At 60.0% G+C, this 21,071-nt stretch carries 23 protein-coding genes; 12 read left to right on the forward strand and 11 right to left on the reverse strand.

The genetic code is table 11. The features are described 5' to 3' along the window. Positions 1–6: 6 nt before the first annotated feature. Both AC1RRC_RS30760 and AC1RRC_RS30765 read right to left on the reverse strand, forming a co-directional pair. Positions 7–654, reverse strand: coding sequence for a PilN domain-containing protein (locus tag AC1RRC_RS30760; RefSeq protein WP_493059589.1), 648 nt, complete (start codon positions 652–654; stop codon positions 7–9). Continuing rightward, positions 654–1,733 (reverse strand): pilus assembly protein PilM, encoded by a 1,080-nt coding sequence (locus tag AC1RRC_RS30765; protein WP_493059591.1) that lies wholly within the window; start codon positions 1,731–1,733, stop codon positions 654–656. Before AC1RRC_RS30765 ends, AC1RRC_RS30760 begins: the two co-directional genes overlap by 1 nt. A 341-nt stretch (positions 1,734–2,074) precedes the next feature. Between AC1RRC_RS30765 and AC1RRC_RS30770 the strand changes: the two genes are divergently transcribed. The 9 genes from AC1RRC_RS30770 (at position 2,075) to AC1RRC_RS30810 (ending at position 8,758) form a co-directional block, all read left to right on the forward strand. Further along, positions 2,075–4,393, forward strand: coding sequence for a penicillin-binding protein 1A (locus tag AC1RRC_RS30770; RefSeq protein WP_493059593.1), 2,319 nt, complete (start codon positions 2,075–2,077; stop codon positions 4,391–4,393). Between the two features lie 44 nt (positions 4,394–4,437). Beyond that, positions 4,438–4,812, forward strand: a complete 375-nt coding sequence (locus AC1RRC_RS30775; protein WP_493059594.1) for a hypothetical protein — start codon at positions 4,438–4,440, stop codon at positions 4,810–4,812. A 189-nt stretch (positions 4,813–5,001) separates the two neighbouring features. Then, positions 5,002–5,472 (forward strand): helix-turn-helix domain-containing protein, encoded by a 471-nt coding sequence (locus AC1RRC_RS30780; protein WP_493059595.1) that lies wholly within the window; start codon positions 5,002–5,004, stop codon positions 5,470–5,472. A gap of 88 nt (positions 5,473–5,560) precedes the next feature. Then, the gene (locus tag AC1RRC_RS30785; RefSeq protein WP_493059596.1) at positions 5,561–6,031 is read left to right on the forward strand and encodes a DUF4431 domain-containing protein; all 471 of its coding nucleotides are present in this window, start codon (positions 5,561–5,563) and stop codon (positions 6,029–6,031) included. 161 nt (positions 6,032–6,192) lie between these two features. Beyond that, positions 6,193–6,624 (forward strand): hypothetical protein, encoded by a 432-nt coding sequence (locus tag AC1RRC_RS30790; protein WP_493059597.1) that lies wholly within the window; start codon positions 6,193–6,195, stop codon positions 6,622–6,624. 101 nt (positions 6,625–6,725) lie between these two features. Continuing rightward, on the forward strand, positions 6,726–7,034 hold the full coding sequence (locus tag AC1RRC_RS30795; RefSeq protein WP_493059599.1) for a hypothetical protein: 309 nt from the start codon (positions 6,726–6,728) through the stop codon (positions 7,032–7,034). Positions 7,035–7,042: 8 nt separating this feature from the next. Further along, entirely contained in the window at positions 7,043–7,570 is a 528-nt protein-coding gene (locus AC1RRC_RS30800; protein WP_493059601.1) for a hypothetical protein, read from the forward strand. Between the two features lie 37 nt (positions 7,571–7,607). Next, complete coding sequence (locus tag AC1RRC_RS30805) at positions 7,608–8,090, forward strand: macro domain-containing protein (protein WP_493059602.1); 483 nt, start codon at positions 7,608–7,610, stop codon at positions 8,088–8,090. Then, positions 8,087–8,758 carry a phytanoyl-CoA dioxygenase family protein gene (locus tag AC1RRC_RS30810; protein ID WP_493059604.1) on the forward strand — a complete coding sequence of 224 codons (672 nt, stop codon included), beginning with the start codon at positions 8,087–8,089 and terminating at the stop codon, positions 8,756–8,758. Before AC1RRC_RS30805 ends, AC1RRC_RS30810 begins: the two co-directional genes overlap by 4 nt. 34 nt (positions 8,759–8,792) lie before the next feature. Here AC1RRC_RS30810 and sorU read toward each other — a convergent pair whose 3' ends face one another. The 3 genes from sorU to cyaY form a co-directional block, all read right to left on the reverse strand. Continuing rightward, entirely contained in the window at positions 8,793–9,128 is a 336-nt protein-coding gene (sorU, locus tag AC1RRC_RS30815) for a SorU family sulfite dehydrogenase c-type cytochrome subunit (protein WP_493059662.1), read from the reverse strand. Beyond that, a complete protein-coding gene (gene sorT, locus AC1RRC_RS30820) occupies positions 9,128–10,363 on the reverse strand; it encodes a SorT family sulfite dehydrogenase catalytic subunit (RefSeq protein ID WP_493059606.1) in 1,236 nt (411 codons plus the stop codon). The genes sorU and sorT overlap by 1 nt, the downstream gene beginning before the upstream one ends. A 177-nt stretch (positions 10,364–10,540) precedes the next feature. After that, positions 10,541–10,876, reverse strand: coding sequence for an iron donor protein CyaY (cyaY, locus tag AC1RRC_RS30825; protein WP_493059607.1), 336 nt, complete (start codon positions 10,874–10,876; stop codon positions 10,541–10,543). On the opposite strand from cyaY, the gene lptM reads away from it, so the two are divergent. Genes lptM through AC1RRC_RS30840 form a run of 3 tightly spaced genes read left to right on the forward strand, consistent with a single transcriptional unit; the run spans position 10,875 to position 12,954 of the window. Next, a complete protein-coding gene (lptM, locus tag AC1RRC_RS30830; protein ID WP_493059608.1) occupies positions 10,875–11,120 on the forward strand; it encodes an LPS translocon maturation chaperone LptM in 246 nt (81 codons plus the stop codon). The genes cyaY and lptM overlap by 2 nt on opposite strands. A 3-nt stretch (positions 11,121–11,123) precedes the next feature. Continuing rightward, on the forward strand, positions 11,124–12,401 hold the full coding sequence (lysA, locus tag AC1RRC_RS30835; RefSeq protein WP_493059609.1) for a diaminopimelate decarboxylase: 1,278 nt from the start codon (positions 11,124–11,126) through the stop codon (positions 12,399–12,401). Positions 12,402–12,417: 16 nt separating this feature from the next. Then, positions 12,418–12,954, forward strand: a complete 537-nt coding sequence (locus AC1RRC_RS30840; RefSeq protein ID WP_493059663.1) for a 2-thiouracil desulfurase family protein — start codon at positions 12,418–12,420, stop codon at positions 12,952–12,954. Here AC1RRC_RS30840 and AC1RRC_RS30845 read toward each other — a convergent pair. The 6 genes from AC1RRC_RS30845 to AC1RRC_RS30870 all read right to left on the reverse strand — a co-directional run bounded on the left by AC1RRC_RS30845 (position 12,909) and on the right by AC1RRC_RS30870 (position 21,069). Beyond that, positions 12,909–14,405 (reverse strand): Fic family protein, encoded by a 1,497-nt coding sequence (locus tag AC1RRC_RS30845; RefSeq protein WP_493059611.1) that lies wholly within the window; start codon positions 14,403–14,405, stop codon positions 12,909–12,911. The genes AC1RRC_RS30840 and AC1RRC_RS30845 overlap by 46 nt on opposite strands. Positions 14,406–14,482: 77 nt before the next feature. After that, positions 14,483–15,799: a choice-of-anchor Q domain-containing protein gene (locus AC1RRC_RS30850; RefSeq protein ID WP_493059612.1), complete on the reverse strand. Its 1,317-nt coding sequence runs from the start codon at positions 15,797–15,799 to the stop codon at positions 14,483–14,485. An 89-nt stretch (positions 15,800–15,888) separates the two neighbouring features. Beyond that, positions 15,889–16,530, reverse strand: a complete 642-nt coding sequence (gene msrQ, locus AC1RRC_RS30855) for a protein-methionine-sulfoxide reductase heme-binding subunit MsrQ (protein ID WP_493059613.1) — start codon at positions 16,528–16,530, stop codon at positions 15,889–15,891. Then, a complete protein-coding gene (gene msrP, locus AC1RRC_RS30860; protein WP_493059614.1) occupies positions 16,530–17,510 on the reverse strand; it encodes a protein-methionine-sulfoxide reductase catalytic subunit MsrP in 981 nt (326 codons plus the stop codon). Before msrP ends, msrQ begins: the two co-directional genes overlap by 1 nt. Positions 17,511–17,589: 79 nt before the next feature. Then, positions 17,590–18,927, reverse strand: a complete 1,338-nt coding sequence (gene ccsB / locus AC1RRC_RS30865; RefSeq protein ID WP_493059616.1) for a c-type cytochrome biogenesis protein CcsB — start codon at positions 18,925–18,927, stop codon at positions 17,590–17,592. Positions 18,928–18,957: 30 nt separating this feature from the next. Next, entirely contained in the window at positions 18,958–21,069 is a 2,112-nt protein-coding gene (locus tag AC1RRC_RS30870; RefSeq protein WP_493059617.1) for a cytochrome c biogenesis protein ResB, read from the reverse strand. Positions 21,070–21,071: the final 2 nt, after the last annotated feature.

Here is a 21,071-nt window from a genome sequence, read left to right on the forward strand (position 1 = left end):
CTCTGCTCAGGGCCTGGCGGGCGCGTTGGCCATGGCCGCAGCCGGCTTGGGCTCGCCGGGCTTGCCCGGTTTGCCGTCTTCCGGATGGTCCTTGTCACGCGGGCGCTTGATGCCGACGATCATGTTGAATTCCACGACTTTTTTGGCGGTCTTGCCCTGCCCCAGTCCCGTTGCCTTGACTTCCACCAGGTCCGGCTTTTCCAGCCATGGCGAGACGCTCGACACATTGCGCAGCAATTCCGAGACTCGCTCCTGGGATTGCGCATAACCTTGCACGACGACGCGCTGCCCATCCTGCTTGAAGCTCTTCAGGTACACGCCGGGCGGGGTGTGCTTGACCAGTTCGTCGAGCAGGTAGACCGGCTGATTACGGTCGCCCTGCAAGTCTTCCACCGCTTGCTGGCGCGCTTTCAGCGCTTCGATCTCTTGTTTCAGGGTGGCGATTTCCGCGATTTTCTTGTCCAGGACCACGATGGCATCCTGGATCGCCTTGTTGCGCTGGTCCTGGATCGCGAGGGCGCGGGCGTTATAACCGCCCACCACCAGCACGATGGCGGCGCCGATCAGGACGCCGAACACCATCAGCGCATAAAACGCGGCTTTTTTCTGTTTACGCTTTTCCTCGCGGTGTGGGAGCAGGTTTATCCGGATCATCAGCCGAACCTCCGCAACGCCAACCCGCAGGCGACCAGGTAGGCAGGTGCTTCGCTGCGCAGCGCCTGTTCACGCACGCCGGCTCCCAGCGCCATGCCCTTGAAGGGGGAAATCACCGCGGAATTGATCTTGGTGCGGCTGGCCACGATATCGAGCAAGCCGGGGATCAGGGCGCAGCCGCCGGCCAGATAGAGCTGGTCGACCCGGGTATACGGAGTGGAGGTGTAGAAGAACTGGACGGCGCGCGTGACTTCCAGCGCCGCGCTTTCCAGGTAGGGGGCCAGCAGGTCGTTGGCATAATTGTCCGGCAAGTCGCCGGATTTCTTTTTCGCTTCCGCTTCGTCATACGCCATGCCATAAGCGCGCACGATATCCTGCGTCAGCGTATTGCCGCCAAACGGCTGTTCGCGTTCATAAATGGCCACGCCATCGAGCAGCACGGAAATATGTGTGACTTGCGCCCCGATCTGGAACAGCGCGACGATCTGGCCCGCGCTGGCGCCTGGCACCTGGGCCAGCACCCGGTCCAACGCGGCGCGCGCGGCATAGGATTCGATATCCATCACGGCCGCCTTCAGGCCGGACGCTTCGGCGACGGCCACCCGGTCTTCGACTTTTTCACGGCGCGACGCGGCCAGCAACACTTCGACATCGTCTTCCGACGTCGGCGACGGGCCGATCACGTCGAAGTCCAGGCTGACTTCATCGAGGGCGAACGGGATATATTGGCTGGCTTCGGATTCCACCTGGACTTCCAACTGGTCTTCCGACATGCCGGCCGGCAGCGTGATTTTCTTGGTGATGACGGAAGCGGGCGGCATGCCCAGCGCCACCAGCTTGGCGCGCGTGCCACTTTTCTTCCACACGCGGCGCAACGCATCCACCACCTGCTCGAGGTTTTCGATATTGCCATCGACCACGGCGCCGCGCGGCAACGGTTCCGACGCATAGCGCTCCAGCCGCAAACCTTCCTTGCCGCCCTGGGCCAGTTCCACCAGCCGGACACTGGAAGTGCTGATGTCCACGCCCACCAGTGGCGCATTGCCCCTGCCGAACAGTGTGCTCAGGTCCAGGTTCATAACGGTTCCCCGCCATGTTGCAGCTGGTTACACACCGTTGTTGATCGCATAAGGAGACTCGATTTGATACCTGCGGTTGAGGGCGTTTGAGGGTAAAAACGGGACGGTACATCAGATGCTAGCAATAACGCTGAGAGAGTGTAAAGGTATTTCTGCCATGCACAATTGCTCATTTGTGCACCCGGCACCACACTTGAAATCCACTCTGTAGCCATGAATTCAACTCACTTATTTAGTTGCTCATAGTAAATATTTCACGGCTATTGTCGCACTGTTAAGCACGCCGCAAGCTATCTGGCCTCGCTTATAATGGCCCGATCGTCAAGAGAAAGATTACCTGCATGACCACTGCTGCCAACGATAATCCGGCCCGCTCGCGCGGCCTGCTGTTTACCCTCATTGCTTCCGTGGCCGGCCTGGTGCTGGCCGGCGTGCTGTTGCTGGTATTCGGCCTGGCGCTGGCGTATCCCAATTTGCCGGAACTGGATTCCCTGACGGATTACCGTCCGAAAATGCCACTGCGAATCTTTTCCGCCGACGGCGTCTTGATCGGCGAGTTCGGCGAAGAACGCCGCAACCTGGTGCGCATCAAGGACATCCCCGACGTCATGAAAAAAGCCGTGCTGGCCATCGAGGACAGCAGCTTCTATGAACACGGTGGCGTCGACTATACCGGCATCCTGCGCGCGGCGTTCCACAATGCGACCGGCGGCGCGCGCCAGGGCGCCTCCACCATCACCCAGCAAGTCGCCCGCAACTTTTTCCTTTCCAGCGAACAGACCTTCAAGCGCAAGATTTATGAAATGCTGCTGGCCTGGAAAATCGAAAAGAACCTGACCAAGGACCAGATCCTTGAGGTCTACATGAATCAGATTTACCTGGGCCAGCGCGCGTACGGCTTTTCTTCCGCCGCCCAGATTTATTTCGGCAAGAATTTGAAAGACATTAGCGTGGCCGAAGCCGCCATGCTGGCCGGCCTGCCGAAAGCCCCGTCCGCCTACAACCCGGTGGTCAATCCGAAACGCGCCCGCACCCGCCAGCAATACATCCTGGTGCGCATGCATGACCTGGGCTATATCACGACGGCCCAGTTCACGGCCGCGAAAGCCGAACAGCTGAAAACCAAGACCGACAGCAGCGATTTCGGCGTACATGCGGAATATGTGGCGGAAATGGCGCGCCAGCTGGTCTATGAACAATTCAAGGAAGATACGTATACGCGCGGCCTGAACGTCTTCACCACCATTACCAAGGCGGATCAGGACGCCGCTTACCTGGCGCTGCGCCGTGGCGTGATGGACTATGAAAAGCGCCACGCCTACCGTGGCCCGGAAGCGTATATCGATATCCCGGCCAACAAGGAAGAAGCCGACGAGGCGATTGAAGCCGAACTGGCGGCGCGCCCGGACAGTGACGACATCGTGGCGGCCATGGTGCTGCAAGTGTCGCCCACCAAGGTGGTGGCGGTGACCGCGTCCGGCGAGGAAATCACGATTGTCGGCGAAGGGCTGGAAGCGGCCCGTTCGTGGCTGACGGAAAAAGCGGCGCCGAATAAACGCATCCGCCGTGGCGCGGTGATCCGCGTGCACCAGGAAGGCAAGGATTGGGAAATCACGCAAATGCCGGAAGTCGAATCGGCGTTCGTGTCGGCGTCGCCCGAAGACGGCGCGATCAAGGCCCTGGTGGGCGGCTTCGATTTCAACCGCAACAAGTTCAACCACGTGACGCAGGCATGGCGCCAGCCCGGCTCGTCGTTCAAGCCATTTATTTACTCGGCGTCGCTGGAACGCGGCCTGTCGCCCTCGACCGTCATCAATGACGCGCCGATTTCGTTCGACGCGGGCCAGACCGGCGGCCAGGCGTGGGAACCGAAGAACTACGACGGCAAATATGAAGGCCCGATGACAATGCGCCGGGGTCTGACCAAGTCGAAAAACATGATTTCGATCCGCATCCTGCACCGCATCGGCGCGAAATACGGCCAGGAATACACGACCCGCTTCGGCTTCGAGGCGGAAAAGAATCCCCCATACCTGACCCTGGCGCTGGGCGCCGGCGCGGTCACGCCGCTGCAGGTGGCCGGCGCCTACGCCGTATTCGCCAACGGCGGTTATAAAGTCACGCCATACCTGATTTCCAAGGTAACCGACTCCAATGGCAAAGTCTTGTCGCAAGCCTCGCCAGACAAGGCCGGCGATCCGTCGAACCGCGTGATCGACGAGCGCAACGCCTTCCTGATGGATTCGATGATGAAGGACGTCATCAAATACGGCACCGCCACCAAGGCGCTGTCGCTCAAGCGCACCGATATCGCGGGCAAGACCGGCACCACCAATGATTCGATCGACGCCTGGTTCGCCGGTTACCAGCCGAAGTTGGTCGGCGTGGCCTGGATCGGCTTCGACCAGCCGCGCAACCTCGGTAACAAGGAAACCGGCGGCGGCCTGGCGCTGCCGATCTGGATCGGCTACATGCAAAAGGCGCTGAAGAACATCCCGATCGAGGAGCGGCCGGTGCCGGAGGGCATGATGGTGGTCGATGGGGAGTATTACTACGCGGAGAATCCGCCGGGGATGGGGGTACAGAGTTTAGAGGGCGCTTCGCGGGGAACACCGGCGGAGGAGAAGGCGAAGGATGCGGTTAAGAATGAGTTGTTCTGATATTTGCCGTGCCTGCGATGAATGAACTAGTCTTGGTCATAGCGATGCTCACCACCGAGAGCAGCTATAAAGCTAACATTGAAAGATCCTCGACTGCCGTCGAGGATACGATCCAGTTTTCGATAACCCCAGCTACGCCTTGGCGAATTCGAACCTATGCCATCGACCACGATATTCATATTCATTCGATGAATGGAAAGATTGATGTTGTCTTTGCCGAGGAACACATTGACAAAAACTACGGAGACATCTTGAAGAAGCGATATACGCTCAAATTCAATAACCCGGAGGATTTGGACGATGTGAAGCGCGTACTGCAGGCTGCAGGCTTGAACGGTTCACTGGAGGTCGCGCCTGCTGGCTTCGCATTCTATAACCCGGATCGCCAAAAATATCGTACTCAGTCGGAGCCGAAGTGATCGGCAGGCCGAACCACTGAGCGACACGGATGTGCTGACGCGCACCGGTTCATCAACAATGTCGCGGTAATGCACGACCTGCGTTTTTCACGCCTGTTACTTGAGTGTCGGCTCAATGTCGGGTCGCTGTCGTAACCGCCACCCGAGGCAACACGCAATGATCATGGTTCACTCACATCGGGGTCATCAATGATTCTCAAGCAACTACGCCTCAGCCGCCACCTGTCTCAAGAACAACTCGCGCAAATGTCCGGGCTGAGTGTCCGGACCATTCAGCGGATTGAAAGCGGCCACAGTCCTAGCCTGGAATCACTGAAATGCCTGGCGTCAGTGCTTGAAGTTGATATCCCAACTCTCAACCAGGAGAAATTCGTGATGAGCAAAGCATCAAACAATTGGCAAAATCTTCCCGTGGCCCTGAAATGGCTGTTCGCATTAAATTTCTTTAGCTTGCGCCCAACCAGGAATGCCGCAATTAACGTTGAAGTCATTTCCCACGTCTTCGGCTTTTTATTCTGCATTCTTGGCCTGATTAATGAGCCAGCCCTCATCGGAGGGTTAATCATGCTGTCCAATGGCTATCTGTTCCGTTTGCATATTTGGCTCGGTGATAAATATGGGGTGTGGTATGACAGGCCGAATCAGGCCAATATGGCTTGACCATTCGGCCAACGTGACCATCCGACAATGCGGCTCCGGCCGCATGTAAAATGCGCAAGTCCCTTTCATGTCATAGCGCCAACCAAAAGTGAGACGACTCGCCGCCATTTTCCTGTTCGGCTACAATGCCGCGATGGCGTCTCCATGCCTGGAGTATTCCGGTGGCGTTACGCTGCATGGAACGCTTACCCGCCATACATTTCCAGAGCAGCCGAATTACGAAAGTATTGCCCGCGGCGATGCGCCAGCAACTTATTTTTTTGTCACGCCACGAAAGCCATTTTGCGTAGCTGGCGGGAGCGATGACGCCGAGCCGGCGGTCCCCAGCGTCACGCGAATACAGCTGATATTGGCAGGTAAAAACAATGCATATCAGCGCTTGCGCCCCTATCTTGGGAAGCCGATCGTGTGCACCGGCGCCCTGTTTTCGGCAATCAGTGGCCACCATCACTCACCGGTGTTACTGTCGGCCGCAGCATGCAGGCCCGTTCCGGCGAACACATTTACTCCGCAGGCGCTTAAACACCTAGCTCCTCCTCTGCCCACTAAACCCATCTAAATCCCTGGAAGTCGAACTACTCTGCTCGCAAACACTCTAAGAATTGCAGCCCAACGAGAACTCGTAGAGCGTTCTAGAGCGAATGGCTGGATTTGTAGCGGTGATTAGGTTGTTTTCGATCACTTTAATGTGGTTTAGTCCATTTTAGCGGGAGGTATGTGATGGCACCCCATACTGTGTACCTGGACGTTCCCGAAGACGTATTTGAAAAACTGACCAAGCACGCTGACGAACAGAGGATCGGTCCCAGAACGAAGGAGCTGATTTTCGCCATACTGCGGGACTGGAACACCGGGACATTCCCGGTGCCCAGCCCTCCAGAAGCAATCCTTGATATTTCCAAGGAGCGTGGCTATCAATGGAAACAACTATTCCTCCCGGATGGCACCATGCTGCGGCAGTCATTCCTTGGCACCACCTACTATGCCCGAGTTGTCGGAGAAAAAATCACCTGCGATGAGGCGCATGTGTCGCCGTCGCAATTCGTGAACATGCAGGGTGGCGGCAACCGCAATGCGTGGCATACGATATGGCTTCGTTTTCCTTGTGAAGCGGTATGGCGGCGCGCCGATCAATGCCGCCTTCCAGGCTGATGCCTTGTTGCGGGCGCCGTAGTAACCAAGACCGTCATTGCAATGCATAATGTGACTACCACACGTTCCAGCCGACGGCTTAACGGCGCCCGATCAATGCTATGGCACTCTCCCCCATCCGCAAATGGCTCAACATCGCCTTCGGCCTGATCGTGCTGGCATTTGTTGGCGTACTACTCTGGCCCCTGATTACCCGGCCATTTACGCTGAAGGCATATTGCGACGAACTTCAACCAGACATGCCAACTGCCCTCCTCCAGCAGCGGGCCAGTCAGTTGGGCTTTAAAGTGGCATCACCACACGCCAACGTCGCCCATGTTTACGACTACGGCTCGCTTGGCAAGTTCAGCTGCACGGTTCGTCTACGTCAGGACAAGGTGCTCGGCGCCTTATTTGCCTTCGGCGATTAGGTCATAACATGATGAGCTCCCAACCCGACAACGACGAGGTCTACTGGATCCCCATTCCCACCGGCGCAGCGATGGCGCTGACGCTCGCGGCAATCTGGATAACCTGGCAACACTTCCTGACCGCCGACAGCTGGGTTTTCCTGCTCGACAACGCCAACCTGGCGCTGCACGAGGCGGGTCATCCGATTGTGGGTTTGCTGTCGAGCCGCCTGGGCGTCTATGGTGGAACAATATTCCAGCTGTTGTTTCCTATGGTTTTTGCCCACTACTTTTGGCGTGAACGGCAAGCTGCAGGCTGGGCCGGCTCGTTGCTGTGGCTGGGCGAGAACTTGATGAATGTCGGCCGCTACATGAAAGACGCCCGCGCCGGCGAACTCCCCCTGGTTGGCGGCGGCGATCACGACTGGCTGGAAATTTTCAGCCGCTGGGGTATGCTGGCGCAGGACGTTCGCATCGGCAATAGCCTGAAAGTGCTTGGGCTGGTGCTGGCGATCCATGCCATCTGGTGGGCGTGGCGGCACCGCCGCCACGGCTGACCAGTCCCCCCATTCCAATCAGCCAACCGAGCCCCCCATGGTCACTCCCACCATCGTCGACGGCGACCTGCTGGACCAACAGGCCGACGTGATCGTCAACGCCTGGAACAGGAACATCATTCCCTGGTGGCTGTTGATCCCGCAAGGCATTTCCGGCGCGATCAAGCGCCGGGCCGGGTTGCAGCCGTTTTTTGAACTGGGCGGGATGGGCGCGATTCCGCTTGGCGGCGCGGTCCAGACTGGCGCCGGCCGCCTGCCCTATCAAGCCATCATCCATGTGGCCGGCATCAGCATGTGGTGGCGCTCGTCGGCGCAATCGATACAAGACTCGGTGGTGTCGGCGATGGCGCTGGTCAACCAGCATCACTACGCCAGCGTGGCCTTTCCCATCATCGGTGCCGGCACCGGTGGTTTTGGGGAGGACGGTGCGCTCAAGCTCATGGTGGAAGCGTTCAAACCTATCGACTCCAACGCCGAGGTCACCATCGTGCGCTTCAGGAAGGTGACTGGAGGCACATGAGCATCGACACGTTTCAATCCAGAGGCTACGAAATTGTCGCGGACGCGGTGCCCGCCATGGAGTGCGAATCGCTCGCGGAAACCGTCCGGGACAGTGCGATCCAGAGCGGCGCGCGCTGTTTTCTTGCCGAGCCGTGGTGTGCTGCGCTGTCAAAGCGGCTGCGCGAACATGCCCGGCTGGCCGAGCTGATTCCCGCAGGGCATGTAGCGGTGCAATGCACGTATTTTGAAAAATCGACGGACCGGAACTGGCTGGTCCCGGTGCACCAGGATCTCAGCATTCCCGTGGCGTCGCGTGTATCCGATTCCAACCTGCGAGGCTGGTCGGAGAAGGAGGGGCAACTGTTTGTCCAAGCCCCGGTGGCGCTTCTGGAGCAATTGATTGCGGTCCGCGTTCACCTGGATCCGTGCGGCGAGCTGGACGGGCCTTTGAAAGTCGTGTCCGGATCGCACATGCGAGGTGTGGTGCGGCCGGAAGCCGCCGTGCATGCCCGGCAAGTGGAAGGCGAAGTTGCATGCCTGTGCGACCGGGGTGGTGCGCTGGTCATGCGGCCGCTGCTCTTGCACGCCTCCGCGAAGTCCGCAGGACACAGTCGCCGCCGTGTCCTGCACTTCGTTTTCGGGCCACGCGTCATCGGGTACGGTCTCAGCTGGCATCACGCGGTCTAGCAGGTCCCTGACGCGGGGCCGGGACATCGGCTTGCTACGGCAACCGGCTCGCCGTCGCTACATACTGCGCCAGCAACTTCAAGTCCGCCTCGCTCATTTTGAAGGGCGGCATGACGCCGATGCCGTTGCGCACCGCCTTTTCCACGCGCGATGCGTCCGGCGCCATTTCATTCAAGTTCGGGCCGATTTCCCCCGCGGCGCCGGCGTGGCGCAAAGTATGGCACACCATGCAGGGCGGCGCCGCGTCTTGCGTGAACAGGCGCTTGCCCTTTTCCAGCAGCGCGGCATCGCCCTCGGCTTTGGCCGCGTGCGCGTCGGCGCAGGCCGCCAGCAGCGGCACTGCGGCGGCCAACCATCGTTTCACGCCCATCATGCCACCGTCACTTTCACGCCGTGATCGCGCCAGCTGGTGTTGCCGTAGCCGTGGGCATTTTCCACCCGCATTTCCGGCTGGCGGTTGCCTTTGCTGTCTTCCGCACGGGACAGCAGCGTGTGGCTACCGGCCGGCAATTTGACCGGCAGTGCGAACTGGCGCCAGGCGTAGCGGCCCAGGTCCGGGCCGACCAGGCGCGCTTCCTGCCAGGTTTTACCGTCATCCACAGAGACTTCCACCCGTTTGATCGCATGCAGGCCGCCAAACGCCACGCCCTGCACCACGCACGGACCGGCGGCGAGCGTGCCGTGGTCCGGCAACGGGCCGTTGATCCACGATTTCACGCCCATTTCCCACACCGACGGATCGGTGGCGGCGCTTTTCTGGCCCGGCGCCGTCATGCGGTAACCGTGCTGCTGGATCGCCGCTTCACTCTGCTCGGCTGTAAACGCCAGGCGTTTGATGTATTTGATGTTGTTCACGCCGGTATAACCCGGCACGATCAGGCGCAGCGGGCCGCCGTGCGCCAGCGAAATGGGCGCCCCGTTCATTTCCCAGGCCAGCAGGGCGTCCCCCATGGCTTCCAACGGCACCGAACGCTCCACCACCAGCGTGCGTGGGTCTATGCCCTCCGGCAGCTTTTCGCCGCCCGTACCCGTCATGTATTTCAGGCCGGCCAGCGGACCGCCCAGCGCTTCGGCCACCGCGCGCACCGGCACCCCGCTCCAGAGCACGCAGCCAGCGGCCCCCACTTGCCACGGGCTGCCGCTGGGCTTGCTGGGGAACATGCCCCGCCCATTGCCGGAGCATTGCAGCACCATGGCCACTGTATCGAGGCCCATGCCCTTCAATTCCTTCACGCTCAGCGCCCGGGGATGTTTCACGCCCTCCACCTGGACCATCCAGGCATCGCGGTCGGCAAGGATGGCCGCGTCCGGCGCGGGCAGGTTGTTGCGCACATAGAGCCGGTCGGCCGGCGTGATGATGCTGGATCCAAGCGCGCCACGACGCGTTTCCAGCGCGTTGGCGCCATGCACGATCATGACGCTGTTATCTTTCCAGGCAGCAAATGCAGGCAGTGGCTTGGCGGCCGGGGCGGCCGGCGCCGCGGCGGTGCTGGCCGCCTGCGCCAGCGCCGTGCGCGACAGGCTGTCCAGGCCGGCGGCGGCCACGGCGGCCAGGCTGCCGCCCAGCAAGGCGCGGCGGGATGGTACGAACGGGGAATCTGTCATCGTTATCTCCTGAACGTTATCGATGCCAGCCTTGAACGGGGCTGGCGACGGGCTACTGCTGTTATGCGGTATGGTGCAGCAAAAGCAGGCGGCGCCGCTGCGCAGCGCGCGACAATCACTTGGCAATTGATGACATATGCCGGAAAAGAACAAGGGTGCTGTCCGCACCCTTGTTGGTTACTGCTCGCTGACCACGACCGGGGCTCCGCCCTGCTCTGTCGTGATATCCGACAGCGCCTGGAACAGCTCCTTGCCGGTGCGGGTATCAATCCACTTGCCATCCACGCGCTTGTAGTGGAAACCGCCGGAACGGGCCGCCACCCAGATTTCCTGCATCGCCGCCTGGCTGTTGACGATGACCTTGGAACCGTTGTGGCAAAACTCGATTTCCAGCACATTGCCGCTGCGGCTGCACTCGACGTCGACCATGTCCTGCTCGTACAAGCGGTCCAGCGCACCTTCAATGGCGGACAGGGTGGCGTCGGCCACGTCCAAAAATTCTGATTCGGTCATGCTACACTCCAAGATCTTCTGTCAAACCCTGATTTTAATCGTGAAGTCCACTTTAGCGCTGCACATCTCTGCGGTGGCCTGCTTGTCCGCCCTGCTGGCGGGCTGCGGCCAGACTGGCCCGCTGTACTTACCAAAACAGCCGGCCAAGCCAGCCTCTGCTCAAAGCCAACCCGCCCAAGGCAAGCCCGGCGTAGCGCCTCCCTCCGCTCCGGTACCTTCCACACCTCCCGCATCCCAACAATAATTTATGTCGCAATTCTCTTACCAGGACGGCGTGCTGCACGCCGAAGGCGTGTCCCTGGCCGCCATCGCCGAACAATACGGCACCCCGACCTACGTCTATTCCAAGGCCCAACTGCTGGCCAATTTCGATTCCTACCAAAACGCCTGCGCCGGCCGCGACGCCCTGGTTTGCTATGCGATGAAGGCCAACTCCAACCTGGCCGTATTGAACTTGCTGGCGCAGCGCGGCGCCGGTTTCGACATCGTGTCCGGCGGTGAATTGCTGCGCGTGATTGCGGCGGGTGGCGATACGAAGAAAGTGATTTTCTCGGGTGTCGGCAAGACCGTGGCGGAAATGCGCCTGGCGCTGGAACACGAGATCCTGTGCTTCAACGTGGAATCGATCCCGGAACTGCACCGCCTGAACGAGGTGGCCGGTTCGCTGGGCAAGAAAGCCCGCGTGTCGCTGCGCGTGAATCCGAACGTCGACGCCAAGACCCACCCGTACATCGCCACCGGCCTGAAAGCCAACAAGTTCGGCGTGGCGTACACGGACGCGCTGGAAACCTACCGCACCGCCGCCAAGCTGCCGCACCTGGATGTCGCTGGTATCGATTGCCACATCGGCTCGCAATTGCTGGACGACGCGCCGCTGCTGGAAGCGCTGGACCGCCTGATCGAGCTGATCGACAAGTTGGACGCGGACGGCATCCATTTGCACCACCTGGACCTGGGCGGTGGCCTGGGCATTGATTACGGCGACGAGGAAGACAGCGCGCCAGTGCCGGTCGGCGACTACCTGGGCCGCGTGTTTGCCCGCATCGACGCCTGGCGCCAGGAACGCCACGCCGGCAAGCCGATCAAGGTGTGCTTCGAACCGGGCCGCTCCATCGTGGGCGACACCGGTGTGTTGCTGACCCGCGTGGAATTCATCAAGCACGGCGAAGAAAAGAATTTCTGCATCGTCGACGCAGCCATGAATGATATGGCCCGCCCAGCCCTTTATCAGGCATGGATGGACATGCAGCCCGTGGTGCAAAGCGCTGCCGCGGTGGCGACGTATGACGTGGTCGGTCCGGTATGCGAATCCGGCGACTGGCTGGCGCGCGACCGCGCCCTGTCTTTGGCGGCGGGCGACTTGCTGGCTATGAAAACGGCCGGCGCGTATGGCATGACGATGGCGTCGAACTACAACACCCGTGGCCGCGCGGCGGAACTGATTGTCGACGGCACCCAGGTACACGTGGTGCGCCAGCGTGAAAATCCGGCCGACCTGTTTGCGCTGGAATCCGTGATCAAATAAGCATCCCGTCATGCCAATGGAAGCCATCCTGGTCAGTTCCTGCCTGCTGGGCAATCCCGTCCGTTACGACGGGGCGGGCAAGCGCTGCGATCACGCCCTGTTGCAGGGCTGGATCGCGCAAGGCCGGGTGGTACCCTTCTGTCCGGAAGTGGCGGGCGGCTTGCCGACGCCCCGGCCGCCGGCGGAAATCCGTGGCGGGTCGGGCGGCGCCAGCGTGCTGGCCGGCCAGTCCGCCGTCATGGAAGCCGGCGGCAACGATGTCTCCGCCGAATTCATCGACGGGGCGCGCCAGGCCTTGGCGCTGGCGCAGCGCAAACGCCTCCGCATCGCCATCCTGAAGGAAGGCAGTCCGTCCTGCGGCTCCACGCTAATCTACGATGGCAGCTTCAGCGGCCAAACCGTGGCCGGCGCCGGGGTGACGGCCGATTTGCTGCGCGAGGCGGGGATTGCGGTATTCAGTGAAGACCAGTTGGCGGAAGCAGCCACGTATCTGGCACAACTGGAAAATCAGATTGTGTCGTCGTCCGCATCACTTCCTGACAAGATGACCTGAGTCACCTGCTCTATTGCATCCAGGACTTCCGCAGGAATCCTGTACTGATATTGCTTGCGCCGGTTTTTAGACAACCGGCCATCGTTTTCCAGGCAACAACGCACGAGCGTTGCCAAGTCGCTCCCCCGAACATCATATTGTGCGTCGACTGCTTTAAAAACAGCGTCATAGCGGGCAAGGAATTCCGTTTCTTTCCGCAAATCGATTTCCAGCGCTTGTTCAGCCATGCGATACCCAAATTCAACGCAAGCCGTCGCATCCCAGTAGCGGTATATCGATGCGCTGCCTTTGAATTCAAACGCATAGCGTCCTTCGTCTACCCACAATACTTTCCACCGCTCCCTCGCCGGAATGGAAAATTGCTGCAAGGCAGCCAGATACTCTTGTTCATTGCGCTTCATTGCAACTGAAACCGGCAGCAACAGCCCTCTTGCCAGCTTGCCTGACTGACATAGCGAATGGTGGAACAGGAAGCGTGACAACCTGCCATTCCCATCCATAAATGGGTGAATAAAAACAAAACCAAATGAAGCAATGGAGGCAACCACCAGCGGATCAACGGTCCTTTGCGTGGACAGTACCAGCCCCACCAATTCCCTCATTAACTCAGGTACCAGCTCTGGTGATGGCGGCACATAACTGATGCCGGCCGCGCCTTTCAACGGCCCCTGGAGCCAGTTCTGCTGGTGACGATAGGCGGCAGCCTTTTCGTAAGGATTGGTAATGACCGTATTTTGCAGTTCGACAAAGTAATCTTCATCCAGTGCACGGGGTTCGTGTGCCTGGTGTAGCAAGGCGATAAAAGCGGATGCCTTATCCTGCGTCGGCGCTTCACGCTCAATTGCAAACGAACTCTCCGTCTCATGCAAATATGCCCAGGCCAGTGCGCGGTCCATTGCAACGGTGTCCAGCGAAGCAAGGAATTCGCCTGCACGGCCAAGCAGATCGGAAGCCAGCGCCAGCCTCACGCCGGGAGTCCGCTCCACTGTCACGCAATACGTCAAACTGCCAAGGCCATTGAAAAGCACCCGCCAGCGGGCGTTGCGCACAGGCGGCGCAGTGACGTACTTTTCAGGATCAAATAAGGGAACGTTGGCGCCACCAATAGCCGGAATATTCTCCAACTGCCGCCCATTGAATGCTTCCCACAGGTAGCACAACAAGCGTACGTAAGCGCTGTTGGGCGCATCCATCAAACGGGCTCTGATGGCAGTGGCATCGATCAGCGGCAGCGCTTCTGACAATACTTGTAAGTTCGTACCTTCGTGCTTTAATGCGAACAATATGTGCGATACAGGATCATCGTCTTCCGGCGCCACATGGGATGGAACAGCCAGGCTGGTTTCTGTAGGGGCAACTTTCGTGACGGCGAATTCTCGCGCTGGGCGCTTCAGTGGGAATGCACTGAGCCGCAATGATTGCCTCAGAAACTCATAGCCTAGCGTTCTCATTTTTTTTTACAAATTCTAATTTTTTTTATTTCAACAGGCATTCTCCCATTTTTTTTTACGCCTTGCGTTGTCTTGGCTCAGCGAAGCTCGTACGCCCCCAAGTCCGGCCCATTCCCGACCGGCATCGCCAGCCCATCCAGGTCGCTGGCATACCCCAGCGCCTGTCCGCGATCGACCGCCATGCTGCCCACGCTCAGACGGTAATCGCCGCCGGCCGGATTCCGGAACAAGGGGTTGGCGGACAATTCCGTCGCCGTGAACGCAAAGCCCGGATCGCCGAAGTTCGCATTGGTCAGCCAATACAGGTTGGACTGGTGCACCAGCTGGCCCGCGTTATAGAACAGGCCCGAACTGTTGCGGTGCTCGATGATGTTATTGCGCAAGAAGAATTCATTGGCGGCGGGCGGCACGCCGAAGCCCAGCAGCCACGTGTTATACGCGTCCGACGTCTTGCTGAAGGTATTGTGCTCAAAGCGCACATTCTTCACGCCCACACCGAAGGTCGTATTGCCCGCGTTGTTGTGGAAGTAGCCGATACTGTCGGCGTTCAAGACCAGGTTGTGGTGGTACACGATATCGCTGACCACATCGGTCGGCACGCTGCCGCCGATTTCCGTCAGCGCCGCCACTTCCCGCACCACGTTGTTGAAGAAGCGCACGCGGGTGGCCGCGTTGAAGATTTCCAGCGCCGAGCCATCGACCCCGTAATCCGGGCTGGCCGCGCGCAGCCGCTCGAAGCGGTTGTGGTCCACATTGATATCGCTGGCGCCCGCCACCAGCACGCCAATGGCACCGTAATCATTGTCGCGGTTGGCGGTATCGTTGATCACCATCGTCAAGTCGTGGAATGCCGACGCATCGACGCGGTGGCCGCTGCCTTGCAGTTTAACGCCGATGCCCACGCCGGAGAAATCGCAGGCCGTGATGCGGTGGCCGGTACCGGCCATGTACGCGCCGAATTCCGTGACATTGGCGGGATTGGACTTGATGAAGGCCAGGTTGCGCAGCAGCGCATATTTGCCATCGACCTTCATCACGAGGTCATAGATGTTGGGCGCGGTATTGTCGAACTTGGGCGCGTCGCCGCTGCCCCACGCATCGAGCACCACCGGCGCCGCTGCCGTGCCCGCCACCCGGATCACGGGATACGACGCCGACGGGAACGTCTGGCCGCGCCGGAACAGGATCTGGTCGCCCGCCACGAAGCCGGATTTGCGCACCTTGCGGTTATTGCTTTCCTGCGCCACCTTGTCCAGCGAGCGCCACGCGGTAGTGCTGCTCAGGCCGGAATTACTGTCGCTGCCCGCCACCGCATCCACATAGTAAGTCGCGGCTTGCGCCATCGGCGCCGCGGCGCACAGGCTGAAGGCCAGCGCGGAAAAAGTGTGTCGCATCAACGTCCCCTTGATTGAATAATTTATTGCCACCCGGAATTATTTACCAGGCAACGACGATACGCAATCAAAAGGGACTTTAACAATTGCTAACGAACAACACTTGCCGGATGCCGTCCCGTGGCTGCCTTGCCGCGCGCCCACAGCACGCGCACGCCCAGCAGCGCCAGCACGATCAGTCCAAACAAGATCGGCTGTGAAAAATCGTGCTTGGCCGCCTTCATCCACCAGAAGTGCAAAATCCCCAGCGGCGCGATCACATAGATCGCCTTGTGCAATAGCTGCCACCGCTTGCCGCCCAGGCGCCGCACCATGCCATTGGTGCTGGTGGCCGCCAGCGGGATCAGCAGCACGAACGCAATGAAGCCGACCGTGATGAACGGGCGTTTCACCACATCCTTCAGCATTTCCGCCACATCAAAGAAATGGTCGAACCACAGGAAGGTCGTGAAATGCAGCAGCGCATAAAAGAACGCATACAGCCCCAGCATGCGCCGCAATTTCAGCACCCAGTTCCACTTCGACAGCCGCCGCAGCGGCGTCACGGCCAGCGTGATGCACAGGAAGTACAGGGTCCAGTCGCCGGTGGCGCGCGTGATGTATTGCAGCGGTTCCACCAGCCGGTCGTTGGCGACCAGCCAGATCAGTTTAAAAAACGGCAGCAGAGACAGGACAAACACGGCCACCTTGATGGCCGTGACCTGCCGCGCCGAGGGATTCGACAGGTTCATCAGAAGTACCGTTTTAAATCCATGCCCGCGTACAGCGGCGCCACGTCGTTATAACCGTTGAACATCAAGGTCTTGCGCTTCTTCGCCAGGAACCCGTCTTCGCCGATGCGGCGCTCGGCCGCCTGCGACCAGCGCGGGTGGTCGACTTCCGGGTTCACGTTCGAATAAAACCCATATTCCGACGGCGCCGCCACGTTCCACGCGGTGCGCGGCTGGTCTTTGACGAAGCGGATTTTTACGATGGATTTCGCGGACTTGAAGCCATACTTCCACGGCAGCACGATGCGCACCGGCGCGCCATTCTGGTTCGGCAAGACTTCGCCATACATGCCCAGGGTCAGCAGCGACAGCGGGTGCATCGCTTCGTCCATGCGCAAGCCTTCCACGTACGGCCAGTTCAGCACGCGGCTGCCGACGCCCGGCATTTGCTTGCGGTCCGCCAGCGACACGAATTCCACGTATTTCGCATTGCCGGTCGGCTCGACTTTCTTGATCAGTTCAGACAGCGAATAGCCGGTCCATGGAATCACCATCGACCACCCTTCCACGCAGCGCAGCCGGTAAATGCGCTCTTCCAGCGGCGCCAGTTTTAATAACTGGTCGAGGTCCAGGGTCATCGGTTTCTTGACTTCGCCCTCGATGGCCACGGTCCACGGCCGGGTGATCAGCGTGTGCGCGTTTTCCGCCGGATCGCTTTTATCCGTGCCGAATTCATAGAAGTTGTTATAGGTGGTGGCGTCTTTGTACGCGGTGATTTTATCGAGCGCGATATAGGCGGGATTGGCTTTGCCGGGCAACTTGGCGCGGGCGGCGCCTTGCGCGAAGGCTTCGCGGTTGGCCATTTCCAGCAGGGATCCGCCGGCCATCGCGCCAACCGCCAGTTGCCGGATAAAGGTGCGGCGCGATTCATAGACATCGCGCGGGGTGATTTCCGAGGGGAACGGCAAGTCGATGCCGTTGGGACTACGCTTGATCAACATGGCTACTCCAGAAAGAGGCGGGTTCTGAGCTTGGTCGGACAATTCCTCAGAACCTTACACCTGTTTTCTGAAAGCCCTGTTAAAGCTTCCCGTAGGAATGAAGACCGGACAGGAACATATTGACACCCAGGAAGGCAAACGTGGTGACCAGCAAGCCGACCAATGCCCACCAGGCCGACACCTTGCCGCGCAGGCCCGACATCAGGCGCATGTGCAGCCACGCGGCGTAGTTCAGCCACACGATCAGCGCCCAGGTTTCTTTCGGGTCCCACGACCAGTAGCCGCCCCATGCTTCGGCCGCCCACAGCGCGCCCAGGATGGTGGCGATGGTGAAGAACGCGAAACCGGCGGAAATCGCCTTGTACATCACGTCTTCCAGCACCTCGCCGGCCGGCAGGCGGTCCGCCAGGCGGTCGCGCAGCAGATTCGTCACGGAGAACAACACCGCCAGCACGGCCGTGAAGCGGGTCACCGTCACCATCCCCTTCATGACGGCTTCGCCAGCGCCCACGGCATACGCCACGCCCCATGCCACCGCCGTCAGTGCAATCGGCGCAATGACCAGCGCGATCCACAGGGTGCGGACTTTTTCATACTTGAGCAGGTAAGCCCACGCCACCATCGACGCCAGCGCAAAGGTACCGTAACCAATGAAGTTGGCCGGCACGTGGATTTTCATCCACCAGCTTTGCAGCGCCGGCACCAGCGGCTGGATGTCGGCCGCATCGCGCGACACCGTGTACCACAGCAGGAATCCCACCGCGGCGGAAATCACCATCATCACGAACGCGCCCAGCTGGCGGGTCGCATAATGCTCTTCGTAATACAGGTAAAACATCGCCGTGATCATCGCAAACAGGATGAACACTTCATACAGGTTCGACACTGGGATGTGGCCGACGTCGGCGCCGATCAGGTACGACTCGTACCAGCGCACCAGCATGCCGGTCCAGCCCAGGATGACGGCGGCCCAGCACAGCTTGGATCCGACCGTGAAACCCATGCCGGAACGGGCGATCAGGCCGATCCAGTAAAACAGCGTGGACAGGAACACGCACGTGCTCATCCACAAAATCGCGGACTGGCTCGACAGCATGTATTTCAGCCAGAACTTCTGGTTGGCGTTGTCCAGGCTGCCGCCATACAGGCCGATGGCGCCCAGCGCCAGCAGGAAGGTCAGCGGGATCAGCCAGCGCACCGGTTTCCATGCCCAGCCCAGCGCGGCAAACACGGGCGCCGACGCGATCAGGATGACCTTTTCATACATGTCCATGTAGGCGCTGTAGCGGTTCAGCGCAAACAGCGCGCCCGCCAGCAGGGCCACGGCGAACAGCCAGTCCAGCGGGCCCTGGCGTTTAAAGTATCCGGGCGTCTGCGTATAAGTCTGCGCCGCCATGTTGTTCTGGGTGATGTCCATTTCTTTGTCTCCGAAACCTCTGCCGCCAGCTTACGCCGGTTGCGGCAGCTTTTGCTTCAATTCCTCGAATTCCTTATGGAAATCCAGGGTTTTACGCTGGGTGCTCATCGCCATCAGCGCATGGCTGGCGCCGTCATTGCCATCCTTGATCCAGATCCACAACCGGCGTTCGCGGATATAAAACATCGCGAACACGCCCAGCGTGAGGAACAGGCAACCCAGGTACACCACGGACTTGCCGGGCGACTTGGTGACCTGGAATACGGACGCCTTGATTTCCGTATATTCATCCAATTGCAGGAACACCGGTGCGCCATACAGGAAGCTGTCGGACAGCGCATTGGTCGCCAGTTGCAGGAAGCGGCCATGGGTTTCATCGCCTTCCACCGGCGCCAAGCCCGCCTTTTCACGGGCGGCCTGCCACAGTTCCCACATGCTGCCGTTCAAGATCTTCATGAAGATGTCGGCTGCCTTGCCCTGCTCCGCTTCCGGCACTTTTTCCAGGAAACGGGAAATCGCAATGAAGCCGGCCTGGGCGCCGCCCGTGCCATCGCCGGCAAACAGGGTCAGGCCGCGCAGGGCGGATTCCTGCAATTGCATGCGCAAGGCGTCCGGGTTGGTCCCCTGCGCGCCGGAGGCCGGCATGGCGCGGCGCGCATAGCGTTCCGCAGCCAGCTTGCGCAACTCCGGCTGCTGCAAGGCGGCGCGGATGCGCATCCATTCGCCCACCGTGTGGTTGTCGTCGGCGGGAATGCGCAGGTAGCTGAACGGGTCGTTCGGGTTGGCGCGCACGCCGGCCAGGAACACGGTCACGCCCTCCAGGCTGACCGGCTGCATGTAATTCTGGAATTCGCGGGCCTGGCCGGTCTTGTCGCGCAATTTGTATTGCACGCTTGGGCCGACGTTTTTCAAATCCTTGTTGTGCGCGTTTTTCGCGGCGGAACCCAGCTGCTTGTCGAGGCCGCGGGCAAAGCTGTCTTCCAGTTTTTCACCCTTGGCAACGGCGCGCGCATCCTGGGTCGCCACGTTTTCCACGTTGAACGGACGGAAGCCCGACCATTCCACCGTGTATTCATCGCTGAGCTTGGTCGAGCCGCCCACATCGCCCTCAAAGGCAAACGATTCAGTGCCGGTCCCCGTCATCGGGTAACCCTTCAACTTCAGCTTGGTGCCGCCATCTTCAAAGCTGGACTGGTACACCGCCAAGCCTTTATAAATCAGCGGCTTGTTCACTTCGATGACGGCTTTGACCTTTTCACCGGTTTCGTGGTCGCGCACTTCCACTTCACTGGCGAACAGCTTCGGCATGCCGGTGCTGTAAAAATCGATGTTGAACTTTTTCAGTTCGATAGTGAAGGGCAATTCCTGGATCAGCACGCCATCGGCGCGGGGAATGATCGCCGTGTTGCTGGACTGGCCTTCGGGAATCGCGGTATTGGCGCGGAAGGTCGGGTTGGCGACGCTGAGACGGTGTTCGGCGGGAATCTTGGCAATCAGGCCGCTGCCGCCAAACGGTTTCTTGCCGAGGAACCATTCCTGCATGCGGATCGGGATATCGGAATCGAGCAACCCGCCGATACAGATAATCACGATGGCCGCGTGGGCAAAGATATAGCCGAACTTGTTGCCGGCGCCGCGCTTGGCGGTCACCAGGGTGGCGTGGTCTTTTTCCACCAGCTTGGCCTGGTAACCGGCATGGCCCAAGCGCTGCAGCATTTGCTGCGCCAGCGCGGTGCGCGGCAATGGCGAATGCCAGTCGGACTTGTCGTGGAAATTCCACAACGATTGCTCGCGCACCTGTTCGCGCCACGAGCGCATGTCGCGCAGCATTTTCGGCGTATTGCGGACGATGCACAGCGTGGTCGACGTCACCAGGGTGCCCATCAGCACCAGGAACCACCACGCGGAATACACCGAGTACAGTCCCAGCTTGTCGAACACTTCGAACCAGAACGGTCCGAACTGGTTGACGTAATTGCCCATCGGCTGGTTTTGCTGCATCACCGTGCCGATCACGGCGGCAATGGCAATCACCACCAGGACGGCGATGGCAAAACGCATCGACGACAGCAGTTCGACGAAGTGATTGAATGCCGGGCGGCGGGTTTTCAGGGTAATACCGGCGGTGCTGGTGGTGCTCATGC

The sequence above is a fragment of the Pseudoduganella sp. GW821-FHT12E03 genome (assembly GCF_058807115.1).

Excerpts from the sequence above, each read along its gene's own strand:
- AC1RRC_RS30760 (WP_493059589.1), bottom strand. The coding sequence starts at position 654 with ATGATCCGGATAAACCTGCTCCCACACCGCGAGGAAAAGCGTAAACAG.
- AC1RRC_RS30765 (WP_493059591.1), bottom strand. The coding sequence starts at position 1,733 with ATGAACCTGGACCTGAGCACACTGTTCGGCAGGGGCAATGCGCCACTG.
- AC1RRC_RS30770 (WP_493059593.1), top strand. The coding sequence starts at position 2,075 with ATGACCACTGCTGCCAACGATAATCCGGCCCGCTCGCGCGGCCTGCTG.
- AC1RRC_RS30775 (WP_493059594.1), top strand. The coding sequence starts at position 4,438 with ATGCTCACCACCGAGAGCAGCTATAAAGCTAACATTGAAAGATCCTCG.
- AC1RRC_RS30780 (WP_493059595.1), top strand. The coding sequence starts at position 5,002 with ATGATTCTCAAGCAACTACGCCTCAGCCGCCACCTGTCTCAAGAACAA.
- AC1RRC_RS30790 (WP_493059597.1), top strand. The coding sequence starts at position 6,193 with ATGGCACCCCATACTGTGTACCTGGACGTTCCCGAAGACGTATTTGAA.
- AC1RRC_RS30795 (WP_493059599.1), top strand. The coding sequence starts at position 6,726 with ATGGCACTCTCCCCCATCCGCAAATGGCTCAACATCGCCTTCGGCCTG.
- AC1RRC_RS30800 (WP_493059601.1), top strand. The coding sequence starts at position 7,043 with ATGATGAGCTCCCAACCCGACAACGACGAGGTCTACTGGATCCCCATT.
- AC1RRC_RS30805 (WP_493059602.1), top strand. The coding sequence starts at position 7,608 with ATGGTCACTCCCACCATCGTCGACGGCGACCTGCTGGACCAACAGGCC.
- AC1RRC_RS30810 (WP_493059604.1), top strand. The coding sequence starts at position 8,087 with ATGAGCATCGACACGTTTCAATCCAGAGGCTACGAAATTGTCGCGGAC.
- sorU (WP_493059662.1), bottom strand. The coding sequence starts at position 9,128 with ATGGGCGTGAAACGATGGTTGGCCGCCGCAGTGCCGCTGCTGGCGGCC.
- sorT (WP_493059606.1), bottom strand. The coding sequence starts at position 10,363 with ATGACAGATTCCCCGTTCGTACCATCCCGCCGCGCCTTGCTGGGCGGC.
- lptM (WP_493059608.1), top strand. The coding sequence starts at position 10,875 with ATGCTACACTCCAAGATCTTCTGTCAAACCCTGATTTTAATCGTGAAG.
- cyaY (WP_493059607.1), bottom strand. The coding sequence starts at position 10,876 with ATGACCGAATCAGAATTTTTGGACGTGGCCGACGCCACCCTGTCCGCC.
- lysA (WP_493059609.1), top strand. The coding sequence starts at position 11,124 with ATGTCGCAATTCTCTTACCAGGACGGCGTGCTGCACGCCGAAGGCGTG.
- AC1RRC_RS30840 (WP_493059663.1), top strand. The coding sequence starts at position 12,418 with ATGGAAGCCATCCTGGTCAGTTCCTGCCTGCTGGGCAATCCCGTCCGT.
- AC1RRC_RS30845 (WP_493059611.1), bottom strand. The coding sequence starts at position 14,405 with ATGAGAACGCTAGGCTATGAGTTTCTGAGGCAATCATTGCGGCTCAGT.
- AC1RRC_RS30850 (WP_493059612.1), bottom strand. The coding sequence starts at position 15,799 with ATGCGACACACTTTTTCCGCGCTGGCCTTCAGCCTGTGCGCCGCGGCG.
- msrQ (WP_493059613.1), bottom strand. The coding sequence starts at position 16,530 with ATGAACCTGTCGAATCCCTCGGCGCGGCAGGTCACGGCCATCAAGGTG.
- msrP (WP_493059614.1), bottom strand. The coding sequence starts at position 17,510 with ATGTTGATCAAGCGTAGTCCCAACGGCATCGACTTGCCGTTCCCCTCG.
- ccsB (WP_493059616.1), bottom strand. The coding sequence starts at position 18,927 with ATGGACATCACCCAGAACAACATGGCGGCGCAGACTTATACGCAGACG.
- AC1RRC_RS30870 (WP_493059617.1), bottom strand. The coding sequence starts at position 21,069 with ATGAGCACCACCAGCACCGCCGGTATTACCCTGAAAACCCGCCGCCCG.